Source organism: Amphritea sp. (assembly GCF_050300915.1).
GTDB lineage: Bacteria > Pseudomonadota > Gammaproteobacteria > Pseudomonadales > Balneatricaceae > Amphritea.
In genome coordinates this window covers 26312-39107 of sequence record NZ_JBNKYN010000038.1, presented here as the reverse complement: position 1 = coordinate 39107, position 12796 = coordinate 26312, and the positions used below count along the sequence as shown (strand labels likewise).

Here is a 12796-nt window from a genome sequence, read left to right as displayed (position 1 = left end):
TTTTTCATAAAAATATCTCCTTGAATTAGTCTGAAAGCTTGCTAGCTGAGGGAGGATGAGTCGTTATTTGTTATTAACATCGACGAATGTTAGCTAAATTGTGGGCTTTATTCATCATATAGCCCAATCTATGACATGTGTCAGCTGTAAACGGGGGCAAATTTGTCTGAGGGGCCAGATTACAGCTGCAAAATCGAGCTTTATAGGTATAATTCGGCTAACGTACTGTTTCTGTCGTAGCGTAGGTCTGTAATCTGAGTTATGAAAAGCCTCCCTTTTGTTCCTGTCGTGAAGCCGTTTAAGCGAGCATTGCTGATATCACTGTGTGGTTTACTGCCGTTCAGTGTTCAGGCTGAAGATGCGCCCTTGAATCTGGATCAGGAAACCCTGTTGCTCGCCAGCCTGGGAGATTTACAACAGAATCAGATGACGGGGGCGATGGATAAACTACGGGCGTTAATTAAAGAACAACCTGATTTTAAGCTGGCACAACTGATCTATGCCGATCTGATGGCGGCCCAGGTAGGTACCATCAGCTCGATGGGCAATAATGACCTGACCGATCAGAAAGCGCTGCAGGGGCTGATCTCTGAAGCCCGTGCCCGTATGAGTGTGGAGCGTTATAAGCCGCAGCCGGGTACGATTCCCAGCAGTTTGCTGCAGATGTCTCCCAACCAGAAACATGTGATTGTCGTAGATACCAGCCTGTCCCGCCTCTACCTGTTTGAAAACCATGAAGGTGTGCCACAACTGATCAGGGATTACTACGTGTCCTATGGTCGTGGTGGTGTTGATAAGCGCACCCGGGGTGATCTGAAAACGCCGCTTGGGGTCTATTTCACTACCGGTCGGCTGACGGATGAGCAATTACCACCGCGGTATGGCTCCGGTGCATTACCGATCAACTATCCGAATGCCTGGGATCAGCGTCTCGGCCATACGGGCAGCGGCATCTGGGTGCATGGCTCACCCAAAGATACCTTCAGCCGGGCACCGCAGGCCAGTGAGGGCTGTCTTTCTCTGAGTAATAATCACTTCACAGAGCTTGACCGGATTGTTGATCTGGGGGAAACGCCGGTACTGATAGGCACCGGTTTTGAGTGGCTCGATCAGGCCAGCTGGAAGCAGAAACAGAACGCCTTTGCTCAGGTCGTTGATGGCTGGCGCAAAGACTGGGAAAGCCGCAATACAGAAGTCTATCTGAGCCACTATTCAGAGCAGTTTAACAACGGTGAAGTCGACTTTAAGCGTTTCGCTAACCACAAGCGACGGGTGAATAGTAACAAGTCATTTATTCATGTGGATATTGAAAACCTGAGTATCTATCAGCACCCTGATAATCCGGATATGTTTATTGCTACCTTTACACAGAACTATAAAAGCGATAATTACAGCAATAGTAGTGTGAAGCGGCAGTACTGGATTAATGAAAATGGTCAGTGGCGCATCGCCTATGAGGGTGAGCCCAAGAAGGGTAAGCCTTAACTTTCACTGACCGCTGTTCAACCCTCAGATATTGCTTTGAAGCCCCGGTGCAGAGCGATAAAAAAAACCGCCGCTGGCGGTTTTTTTTTGCTTCGCGTTACAGGGTTGTTTCTGTCGAGATCTTCCAGTGGCCGTTTTCCTGGGTCAGGGTCAGAGTTTTATAAACCTCATCCTGATAGGTGTCGGATTGGTATTTCTGCAGGAACACCGAACGTACCTTACCGTCGCCCGCTTCAGCCAGGGAGATATCGGAGATATCAACCTTAATGAACGCCGGTTTGTTCAGCCGGACCTGACGACCCCATACCCACTGCTTGTGTGTAATGTCAGCCCCAGGGGTGTATTCCTCAGTGTAAAAATCCAGATAGGCAGGAACATCTTTTGCTGCCCATGACGCGGCCCAGTTGGTGATCACCTTCAGTATCTCAGCTTTCACCGCTTCATTCAGAACCGGCCCGGCAGCCGGTTTGACCTCTGCAACCTCTGCCTTTGTCGTTTCTGCTGCTACGTCAGTGTTTTCTGCTGCTGGCTCTTTGTCGTTAGCGGCCAGATCTGTGGTGTGAGATTCAGCTGCAGGGGCTGTATCCTGCGGGGACGGGACGATGCCAGTGGACTGATCCCGTTCCTCAATAACTAATTGATCGCTTGTCCCAGGCGGTGTTGCCACGGCTACTTCAGCCGCTGCGACTGTTTGCGGCGGCAGAGTCGCTACCGGTGTTGCAGCTGCCAGCATTGTCTGTGGTGCAACGGGCTGGTATACCTGATCAAGCACCCCCAGATCGGCCCGTGGCGTCTTGTTGCCATTATCCAGATTCAGCGCCCGGTTGTAGGCCTGGGTTGCCAGCGTCGCGTAGACCGCTTTCAGGTTGGTCTGCACCTGGGCATAACTGGGGTGGGTCTCAAACGCTTTTAACAGGGTGTCGACCGCTTTCTCATTGTCACCTTTACGGGCGTAAACCACCGCCAGGTTGTTATAGGGTTCAGGTGAGTCCGGGTAGAGATGGATCAGCTTACTGAAGATATCAGCTGCCTCATCCAGCTTATTCTGATTGATCAGTGAGATTCCGTAGAGCAACCAGCCGTTCGGGTCTTTCGGATTGCTTACCAGGTAATCATTGACCCGGTTGAATGCGCCTTTCAGGTCGCCCTTACTCTGGAGTTTTTTCGCCTGTTTCAGCTCGCTGGCCAGCAGCTTGGCATTAAACTGTATCTTTTCCCGCAGCTTATCTGATTCCGGCTGATCGGGTTTCGCCAGTGTAGTGCGTTGGGACTGTTGTTCGTCGGCCATCCAACGATTCAGCTCTTGCAGTTTGGCATCAATGTCGGACTGTTTGGCCTGAAATATTTCAGCTTTAGCACAGTCGTAGGCATTTTTTTCACCAGCGCTCTGACAAAAACTGTCCGGTTGTCCGGCTGCACTGGCCGACAGTGAACCGGTCAGCAACCCTATCGCTACTGCCAGAGTCAGTTTGCGGGTCTTAGCTGAACGTATTTGACGGGTACCGTTCTTTGTCATCGGGAGTTTCCATTCAGGATTAATCAGACACTAATAGCATTGGTGACTGGCGATTATAACTGGAAAAAGGCTATGAGAAAGCCCATGAATATCAAACAATTTATATAAAAAACGCAGAGGAACATACCTGGCAACAGTCACCCAGGGTGACTGTTGCCAGGCTGAGTTGTGAGCTTACTGCTGTTCCCGGGCGATCGCCCGGTATGCAATGTCATCACGGTAGTAGACGCCGTTCCAGTCGATCTGCTTAACCAGTTCATAGGCGCGTTGCTGCGCTTCGGTGACGCTGTTACCCAGGGCGGTAGCACAAAGTACCCGGCCACCATTGGTGACCACCTGCCCCTCTTTTTCGGCTGTCCCGGCATGGAACACTTTGGTGTCCCCGGCAACCTGTTGTGGCAGGGTGATCGGGTCCCCTTTGGCGTAATCGCCCGGATAACCGCCAGCGGCCAGAACCACGCCGACAGCACTACGTGAATCCCACTCAGCAGTGGTCTGATCCAGCTTACCATCCAGCGCGGCATTACAGAGCTCCACAATGCTGGATTTCAGTCGCAGCATGATGGGCTGAGTTTCGGGATCGCCGAAACGGCAGTTGTATTCGATAACTTTCGGAGAACCGTCGGCCATAATCATCAGGCCGGCATAGAGGAAGCCCACATAGGTATTACCTTCCTCCGCCATCCCCTTAACGGTGGGCAGAATGACTTCGTCCATAATCCGCTGGTCGATCTCTGGTGTAACAACCGGTGCGGGAGAGTACGCACCCATGCCGCCGGTGTTCAGACCCGTGTCGCCGTTACCGACCCGTTTATGGTCCTGGCTGGTCGCCATCGGCAGTACGTTAGTACCGTCAACCATGACGATAAAGCTGGCTTCCTCGCCATCGAGAAACTCCTCGATTACCACCCGGCTGCCTGCATCACCGAAGGCATTACCGGCGAGCATATCTTCTACTGCTGCTTCAGCTTCCTGCAGCGTCATCGCCACGATAACCCCTTTACCCGCCGCCAGGCCATCGGCTTTAACAACGATGGGGGCGCCTTTCTCGCGCAGATAGGCAAGGGCGGGTTCAATTTCGGTAAAGTTCTGGTAGCTACCGGTGGGAATCTGCTGGCGTTCCAGAAAGTCTTTGGTGAACGCTTTAGATCCTTCCAGCTGGGCGGCGCCCTGTGACGGGCCAAAGCAGCGCAGACCTTCACGGGTGAAGCGGTCAACAATACCTTCAACCAATGGAGCTTCCGGCCCGACTATTGTCAGGGCGATGCTGTTCTGTTGGGCAAATGCTACCAGAGCATCCTGGTCTTGCGCATCGATAGCGACGTTTTCCAGCTTTGGTTCGAGGGCGGTGCCAGCGTTGCCTGGTGCAACATACACTTTGTTAACCTGGCTGTCTTTGGCTGCCTGCCATGCGAGGGCGTGTTCGCGGCCGCCGGAGCCAATCACTAATACGTTCATATCTCTACCTTAATTCTGTCATCGACTAACAGCAGAAGAGCCAGTGAAACTGGCTCTTTGCGGTTGATATTGTTAGTGGCGGAAGTGGCGCATACCGGTGAATACCATCGCCATGCCATGCTCGTTGGCCGCGTCGATCACTTCCTGATCGCGCATTGAACCACCGGGCTGGATGATCGCTTTAATGCCGGCCGCTGCAGCGGCATCGATGCCGTCGCGGAACGGGAAGAAGGCGTCGGAGGCCATCACCGAGCCTTTCACTTCCAGGCCCTCGTCAGCGGCTTTGATACCGGCGATTTTCGCACTGTATACGCGGCTCATCTGGCCCGCACCGATGCCGATAGTCTGGCCGTTTTTGGCATAGACAATGGCATTGGACTTAACAAACTTAGCCACTTCCCAGCAGAACAACAGATCGCGGATCTCCTGTTCGGTTGGTTGCAGTGTGGTCACCACTTTCAGTTCGCTGACATCCACCATGCCCAGGTCCTGATCCTGAACCAGCAGGCCACCATTAACGCGTTTGTAATCAAAACGCTTGGCCCGCTCAGCCGACCACTCACCGCAGGCCAGCAGGCGCACGTTGGGTTTGCTGGCAACGATATCAGAGGCTTCCTGAGTCACTGTTGGTGCGATAATGACTTCAACAAACTGACGTTCAACAATCGCCTGGGCGGTGGTCGCATCCAGCTCGCGGTTAAAGGCGATGATACCGCCAAACGCAGAGGTCGGGTCGGTCTGGAACGCTTTGTTGTATGCTTCCAGAATGTTTGCGCCAATGGCTACGCCACATGGGTTGGCGTGCTTAACAATTACGCAGGCTGCTTCCTGGAACGGTTTGACACATTCCAGCGCGGCATCGGTGTCAGCAACGTTATTGAAAGACAGCGCTTTGCCCTGCAACTGCCGGGCAGTGGAAACACTGGCTTCAGAAGGGCTGGCTTCTACATAGAAAGCGGCTTTCTGATGCGGGTTCTCGCCGTAACGCATCTCCTGCGCTTTAACAAACTGGGTGTTAAAGGTGCGTGGGAAGTCAGCCGGTTCATCGACGCTACCATCGGTAATAGCGCCAAGGTAGTTCGCAATCATGCCATCATAGGCGGCGGTGTGTTCGAACGCCTGAACCGCCAGGTCAAAACGGGTTGGGTGAGTCAGCCCCAGGTGCTCATCCATTTCCGCGATGATACGGTTATAGTTGTCAGCAGACACCACGATGGCGACATCTTTATGGTTTTTCGCAGCAGAGCGAACCATGGTTGGGCCACCAATGTCGATGTTCTCAATGGCCAGCGGCAGATCGCAGTCCGGACGGGCAATAGTCTGTTGGAACGGGTAGAGGTTAACCACCACCATGTCGATCGGGGTGATACCGTGCTCGTTCATGATGTCATCGTCAATACCGCGACGACCCAGAATGCCGCCGTGTACTTTCGGGTGCAGGGTCTTAACACGACCATCCATCATTTCCGGAAAACCGGTGTAGTCAGACACTTCAATAGCCGGAATGTTGCTTTCTTTCAGCAGCTTGTAGGTGCCGCCGGTGGACAGGATCTCAACACCGCGCTGGCTCAGTGCCTGGGCGAATTCAACGATACCGGATTTATCAGACACACTGATCAGTGCGCGACGGACCGGAGTGATTTTCTGCTCTGCCATGGTTTAGTCTTCTGAATTTAAGTTAAAAAAATAATCGTTTACAGCAAGCCGTACTGCTTCAGTTTCTTGCGCAGGGTGCCTCGGTTTAGACCCAGAAGTTCAGAAGCTTTGGTCTGATTGTCCCGGGTGTAAGTCATAACGGCTTCAAACAGTGGGGCTTCAATCTCTGCCAGTACCATCTGATACACATCAGTGACAGGCTGACCATCAAGTTGGCGAAAATAGTTATGCATAGAGACCTGCACACTGTCCCGCAGAGTGCGTTCCTGCACGTCGATGTTTTCTAGTTGTGTTACTTGTGTATTCAATGTTTTGTTATCCACTTGCATTAACCTAAAAATTGAACCGATATTCAGGCAGCAGCGTCTGCCTTGTCCGACGCGATGAAAAATGATCGGATTGCACTTAGCTGAAGTTCGGTTTCTTCTATCTGATTAAACTCATTTCTGAAACTGTCTGAGTTTTGGCGTCGTTCTGAACCCTGTCGGTGCTTCATGTACCAGCCGACATGTTTGCGGGCAATACGAATGCCTGCATAGTCACCATAAAAACGATATAGCGCCTGCAGATGTTCTAACAGAGTATCCCGGACCTCTTCAGCGGTCGGGGAGGGTAGCACTTTGCCAGTTGAAAGGTAATGATTTATCTCACGAAAAATCCATGGATTACCCTGAGCGGTTCGGCCCAGCATCACCGCATCTGCGCCAGTGTAATCCAGTACCTGACGGGCTTTTTCCGCAGAGCAGATATCACCGTTGGCAAACAGGGGGATATCGATTGCCTGGCGAATACGGGCGATGGTGTCATACTCGGCATCACCCTTATAGCCACAAGCCCGGGTGCGGCCATGTACCGCAAGGGCCTGAATACCGGCATCTTCTGCAATCCGTGCAATGCTTTCGCCATTGCGGTTTTGGCTATCCCAGCCGGTACGGATCTTCAGTGTTACCGGCAGCTCAACGGCAGCGACGGTGGCCTGAAGAATCTCTCTGACCAGCTTTTCATCTTTCAACAGAGCAGAACCAGCGGCTTTGTTACAGACTTTTTTTGCCGGGCATCCCATATTGATATCAATAATATGGGCACCATTGGCAGCATTGACCCGGGCAGCCTCAGCCATCATCTCAGGATCACCACCGGCGATCTGGACGACATTGAGACTGTCATTCTGGTCTTTCTGTAAACGCTGACTGGATTTTCGGGTGTGCCAGAGACGGGTGTCTGCGGTGACCATCTCAGAAACCACCATGCCCGCCCCCAGTCGTTTACACAACTGGCGAAAAGGCAGGTCGGTTACACCGGCCATCGGTGCCAGGATAACCTGACTGTCAATGGTGTGCTGTCCGATTTGAAACATGGCCAACCCCGAATTTAGAGTAATAGCTGTCTGTGGCTATCAAAATGATAACCGCGGTACCGCTGCTTGGAAGGCGGACAATAATACTCTTTCAGGGGGGGAGGGCCAAGGACTTTTTGATGGTTTTTTGATCATATTATTGTTGCAAAATGTGCTACAAAATGATCAGAAACTGTGAAGAGCCAGGTTCAAAACAATTGTCTGGGGCGATCTGATAGCACTGTTTAAACGCTTACAGCCCTTTGTTTTGGTGCGTTGGCGCCTTTAAAGCGATCTCATAGCTGAGTGCCCGGCGACCGGGATCGAGAATGTCGAAGTGTATCTCAACCGTTTGCCTGCCGGGCATCTTTGTGGTGCTGTTGGGGGCTGTATCGAGGTAGTCTGCGGGTTGAAACAGACGTTGGCCGATCAGCTTGCCCAGCCGGTCGGAGAACGATAGCTGAATTGCCGGAAAGGGTTGCGCAATGCTTGCCTGATTTTCCAGTAACAGGTTGACGCTCAGAGTTCCCTGATAATCGGGATGTTGCAAGATGGTCAGTTTGCGGGTGCTGATCTGCTCCAGCATGATCGGTGTATCCAGATTGCAGGGCAGGTGCTGGCACGCCAGTGAATAGATCGGTGTCAGTTGGGTATCGCTGCTGAGTTGCTGGCGGTTAAACCAGAGGTATTGGCCAGCCAGCAATAGTATTGCCACTAGCGATAGTACAACCCAGCCGGTTTGGGAACGGGGCTTTTCCCGGGTCGTGCGGATCATCACCGGCTCGGCGCGAAATGGGGTAACCGGCCGGTTGGCGGAACGGGTCGTGTTGACAATCGGCCTGGGCGTTGTGGCTGGCGAGGTTGATAATGGCGTAGTGTCTGACTCTGACTCTGACTCTGGTTCTGGTTCTGGTTCTGGTTCTGGTGCGGCCTGCGTTGCTGAGTGCAACTCCGTCACCTGTTCAGGCTGTTGTTCCGCTTGTAACGCTGGCTCGGCTTCAGGCGGTGGTGCCGATTGCAGGTCAGGCAGGGCGATTTGTTGCAATGTTTCCGCTGATTCCGTGGGGGGGATGCCCAGTAACAGTTCACTGACGGGTTGATCAAGGTTCGGTTCAGCGTGATTGGCCGGTTGGGTCTGCTGTTCCTGCTGCTCAACCTCCTTGGGCTGCGCTGCGGTTAAGTCTGTGTCAGTCTGCCATAGGGGCTCGTCGGGTTCGGGCTGGTGTTCTGGGTGGGTTTGGTTCTGTGGTTCTGTTTGCGGCGCTGTGGGCGGTTGATACAACGGTTCAGACGGTGGTTGGAAAAACGGTTGTGGGGGCGCTTCATCGACTGAACTGGATTGCGGCTCAGGCGCCCGTTGAGCGGTCATTCGGCTGAGCTGTCCGGGCAGTTGCACGGGGAGTTGTTGTTTGGTGTGTTGAGCGTAAGTTGGCTCTGCTATTGGTTCAGCATAGCGCTTGTCAAACCCCATCGCCGGTCGCACAGGCGGGCTGAAGGGGGGGATCTCAATCTCATCAAAGAGGGGGTCTTTATGTTGCTGATTTAGCCCGGCAGCGTGTTGAAATGGCTGTTCGAATGACTCTGTAAGCTCGTCGGGCGGCCCCTCAAACGACTCATCCTGAGGCCCGTTTACCGGCTCATCAAGATCATCACAGCGATACACCTGTGCATTAAATACTTCGAGGCATGCGCCACAACGCACCTTGCCGTTGGCAATTTTCAACTGTCCCTGAGTCACCTGAAACTGCGTATGACAGGCGGGGCATTCGGTGATGATGTTGTGGCTCATGTTAACGGTCTGTTAGCGCTTAATGCCGGTGATACGAATCCAGCCCTCTTTTTCCGTTACCGGATCAAGCTCAAAGGCGTCACTGTAAGCGGCGCGCAGCTCTGCTTCCTGATCTGCCAGTAGTCCGGAAAGAACCAGTTGACCACCGGATTTGCACAGCGATGTCAGTGTAGGGGCGAGTTGTACCAGAGGTCCGGCAAGAATGTTGGCCACTACCAGGTCGGCCTGTTCCTGCGGCGCTCTTTCGGGGAAATAGACCTGTAGACGCTCTTTGGGCAGATTATTGCGTTGCAGGTTATCCAGGCTGGCATCGAGTGCCTGAGGGTCTATATCCACAGCGGTAACATGGTTTGCGCCGAGTAGCAGGGCCGCGATACCCAGAATACCCGAGCCGCAGCCATAATCGACCACCTGTTTGTTATCCAGTTGCAGGGAGTCGAGAAACTCCAGACAGAGGGCGGTGGTGGGGTGGGTTCCGGTCCCAAATGCCAGACCCGGATCCAGCAGCAGATTGACAGCATCGGGTTCGGGGGCTGCTTTCCAGCTGGGGCAAACCCACAGACGGTTGCCGAATTTCATCGGGTGGTAGTTATCCATCCACTCCCGTTCCCAGTCTTTGTCTTCCAGAATCTCGGTTTTCATCTTTGGAAAGGGGGTGTTAGGAAACAGCTGTGCATGAGATTCATGCAGAAAAGTCTGGGTGGCATCCAGGTCGTGATCTGCAGAGAACAACCCGGTGAGCACGGTATTGCTCCACAGGGGGGTGGTTCCCAGGTCTGGTTCAAAGATCGGTGTGTCTTCACGATCCTGAAGGGTGACGGCGGCACAGCCAGCCGCGAGCAGCAGGTCTTCATACTGTTCAGCATTATCAGGCAGGACATCCAGTTTGATCTGTAACCAGGGCATCTTATTTTCCTTGTAACCAACGATAGGTAGTCTTTATAGCAAGAGCAACAAACGAAAAAAAGCCTCCATAGGGAGGCCTTTTAAAGCTTATGCTGTGTTTCAGAATCAGTCCAGACCCAGTTTCTTTTCCAGATAGTGGATGTTGACTCCACCTTTGGCGAAATTCGAGTCACGAACGATTGTCTGGTGCAGCGGGATATTGCAGCGAATGCCCTCAACGACCATCTCATCCAGAGCGATCTCCATGCGGCGCAACGCGGTAGCCCGGTCCTCACCGTAGGTGATTAGCTTGGCGATCAGTGAATCATAGTGTGGTGGCACGGTATAGCCGTTGTACAGGTGTGAATCCACCCGCACGCCGATGCCTCCTGGGGCATGGAAGTGGTTAACGGTGCCTGGGCTGGGCATAAAGGTTTTTGGATCTTCAGCGTTAATACGGCACTCGATGGAGTGGCCCAGGAGTCTGACGTCTTCCTGTTTAAAGGACAGCGGCATGCCTGAAGCGATACGTAACTGCTCTTTGACGATATCAATACCGGTAACCATCTCCGATACCGGGTGTTCTACCTGAACCCGGGTGTTCATCTCGATGAAGTAGAAGTTGCCATCTTCGTAAAGGAACTCGAAGGTACCGGCACCGCGATAGTTGATCGCAATACAGGCATCGACACAGCTCTTTAAGACTTTGGCGCGGGCGTCAGGGTCGAGGTGTGGCGCGGGAGCTTCTTCAACAACCTTCTGGTGACGGCGCTGCATGGAGCAGTCGCGGTCATACAGGTGGATAGCATTGCCCTGGCCGTCAGACAGCACCTGAACTTCAACATGGCGAGGGTTTTCGAGAAACTTCTCCATGTAGACCGTTTCATCACCAAATGCAGCTTTCGCTTCGGCTTTGGTCACATAGACTGCGTTCAGCAGGCTGGCTTCACTGTGGACTACGCGCATACCCCGGCCACCACCACCAGCGGCGGCTTTGATGATTACCGGGTAACCAATTCTGCGCGCAACCTCGAGGATGAAATCGTTGTCCTCGGGTAATGCGCCATCCGACCCTGGTACGGTTGGTACACCGGCTTTTTTCATCGCTTCGATAGCGGCGACCTTATCTCCCATGATGCGGATAGTTTCCGCTTTGGGGCCGATAAAGGCGAAGCCACTTTTCTCGACCCGCTCGGCAAAGTCAGCATTTTCTGCCAGAAAACCGTAACCCGGGTGGATGCCCATAGCGTCGGTCACTTCTGCTGCTGCGATAATGGCAGGGATATTCAGGTAGCTTTGCGCTGAGGGTGGTGGGCCGATACAGACGGCTTCGTCAGCAAGGCGAACATGCATCAGATCACGGTCCGCTGTTGAGTGGATTGCAACTGTTTTGATGCCCAGCTCTTTACACGCCCGGAGTATACGCAGTGCGATTTCACCCCGGTTGGCAATAACAACTTTTTCTAGCATGTTGTGAACCTGTCTGGTGGATAGCTTAAACGATGATTACCAGTGGCTGATCAAACTCAACCGGCTGACCGTCTTCTACCAGAATTGCTTCGACAACACCGGCCTTGTCAGATTCGATCTGGTTCATCATCTTCATCGCTTCTACGATGCAGATTGGGTCGCCGACTTTAACCGTCTGGCCTACTTCAATAAATGCAGGTGAAGTAGGGGATGGCGAGCGGTAGAACGTACCTACCATCGGAGACAGAACTGCGTGACCGCTGTTCACAGGCGCTGCTTCAGCAACCGGAGCTGCAACGGCTACCGGGGCAGCAACCGGAGCGGGAGCTGCATACTGTGGTGGCGCTGCAACAACAGTAGAGCCACGGCTGATACGTACAGACTCTTCGCCTTCATGAATCTCAATCTCATTGATGTTTGATTCTTCCAACAGCTCAATCAGTTTTTTTACTTTGCGAATATCCATACTGATGAAATTCTCTATAAAGTCAGATGTTAAAGTTTTTCAATCCGGCTAATAGCGGACTGTAATGCAAATTCATAACCCTGGACGCCCAGACCGCAGATAACACCCACCGCCACATCCGACAGATAGGAGTGGTGACGAAACGTTTCACGGGCGTGCACATTGGAGATATGGATCTCTATAAAAGGGATCGATACGCCCAGGAGTGCATCGCGCAGCGCAACACTGGTATGAGTGAATGCAGCCGGGTTGATCAGTATAAAATCCACCTGTTCGACACGGGCCTGATGGATCCGTTCAATCAGAACATGCTCCGCATTACTTTGCAGGCACTCAATCTGGTGACCCGCTTGCTGAGCAAGGGTGGTAAGGCGTTCGGTAACATCCTGCAGAGTATCAGCACCGTAAACCTCCGGCTCGCGAGTGCCGAGCAGATTGAGGTTTGGACCGTTAAGAAGCAGTATCTTAGCCATTAAATATTAGCCTGTATGACGCAGGATCGCGTCCGATGGGTATAAAAGTAGCGTAGTTTGCCGGAAAAGGGAAACAGTGTAAACAGCTTTACGACTTAATGTGTTTTATCATCAGTTTTCCCGACGTTATGCCAGGTTTCTGATCATAGTTTGCTTTAACGACATACTGGTAAGGCACTTGTACAGGGGTGCACAGTTGTCATTCTTCAGGGCGGGGGCACAGATATATTCACTGATTAAATCTACGCCTATCAGTGATACT

Annotated in this window: 11 protein-coding genes; 1 reads left to right on the top strand and 10 read right to left on the bottom strand. The window is 52.7% G+C overall.

The window, feature by feature from the left end:
* Positions 1 to 261: 261 nt before the first annotated feature.
* On the top strand, positions 262 to 1485 hold the full coding sequence (locus ACQY8X_RS11645; protein ID WP_428035313.1) for a L,D-transpeptidase family protein: 1224 nt from the start codon (positions 262 to 264) through the stop codon (positions 1483 to 1485).
* A gap of 97 nt (positions 1486 to 1582) precedes the next feature.
* Here ACQY8X_RS11645 and ACQY8X_RS11640 read toward each other — a convergent pair whose 3' ends face one another.
* From ACQY8X_RS11640 to aroQ, 10 genes are all read right to left on the bottom strand, one after another.
* Positions 1583 to 3001, bottom strand: coding sequence for a L,D-transpeptidase Cds6 family protein (locus ACQY8X_RS11640; protein ID WP_428035312.1), 1419 nt, complete (start codon positions 2999 to 3001; stop codon positions 1583 to 1585).
* 174 nt (positions 3002 to 3175) lie between these two features.
* A complete protein-coding gene (gene purD, locus ACQY8X_RS11635; protein ID WP_428035311.1) occupies positions 3176 to 4459 on the bottom strand; it encodes a phosphoribosylamine--glycine ligase in 1284 nt (427 codons plus the stop codon).
* A 72-nt stretch (positions 4460 to 4531) separates the two neighbouring features.
* On the bottom strand, positions 4532 to 6115 hold the full coding sequence (gene purH / locus ACQY8X_RS11630; protein WP_428035310.1) for a bifunctional phosphoribosylaminoimidazolecarboxamide formyltransferase/IMP cyclohydrolase: 1584 nt from the start codon (positions 6113 to 6115) through the stop codon (positions 4532 to 4534).
* Between the two features lie 38 nt (positions 6116 to 6153).
* A complete protein-coding gene (fis, locus tag ACQY8X_RS11625) occupies positions 6154 to 6444 on the bottom strand; it encodes a DNA-binding transcriptional regulator Fis (RefSeq protein ID WP_296056583.1) in 291 nt (96 codons plus the stop codon).
* Positions 6445 to 6467: 23 nt separating this feature from the next.
* Positions 6468 to 7472 (bottom strand): tRNA dihydrouridine synthase DusB, encoded by a 1005-nt coding sequence (dusB, locus tag ACQY8X_RS11620; RefSeq protein WP_428035309.1) that lies wholly within the window; start codon positions 7470 to 7472, stop codon positions 6468 to 6470.
* A 232-nt stretch (positions 7473 to 7704) separates the two neighbouring features.
* Positions 7705 to 9240, bottom strand: a complete 1536-nt coding sequence (locus ACQY8X_RS11615) for a DUF3426 domain-containing protein (RefSeq protein WP_428035308.1) — start codon at positions 9238 to 9240, stop codon at positions 7705 to 7707.
* Between the two features lie 12 nt (positions 9241 to 9252).
* Positions 9253 to 10146 (bottom strand): 50S ribosomal protein L11 methyltransferase, encoded by an 894-nt coding sequence (gene prmA, locus ACQY8X_RS11610; RefSeq protein ID WP_428035307.1) that lies wholly within the window; start codon positions 10144 to 10146, stop codon positions 9253 to 9255.
* Between the two features lie 105 nt (positions 10147 to 10251).
* Positions 10252 to 11595 carry an acetyl-CoA carboxylase biotin carboxylase subunit gene (gene accC / locus ACQY8X_RS11605; RefSeq protein ID WP_428035306.1) on the bottom strand — a complete coding sequence of 448 codons (1344 nt, stop codon included), beginning with the start codon at positions 11593 to 11595 and terminating at the stop codon, positions 10252 to 10254.
* A 25-nt stretch (positions 11596 to 11620) separates the two neighbouring features.
* A complete protein-coding gene (gene accB, locus ACQY8X_RS11600) occupies positions 11621 to 12061 on the bottom strand; it encodes an acetyl-CoA carboxylase biotin carboxyl carrier protein (RefSeq protein ID WP_428035305.1) in 441 nt (146 codons plus the stop codon).
* A 29-nt stretch (positions 12062 to 12090) separates the two neighbouring features.
* Positions 12091 to 12534 carry a type II 3-dehydroquinate dehydratase gene (gene aroQ, locus ACQY8X_RS11595; RefSeq protein WP_428035304.1) on the bottom strand — a complete coding sequence of 148 codons (444 nt, stop codon included), beginning with the start codon at positions 12532 to 12534 and terminating at the stop codon, positions 12091 to 12093.
* Positions 12535 to 12796: the final 262 nt, after the last annotated feature.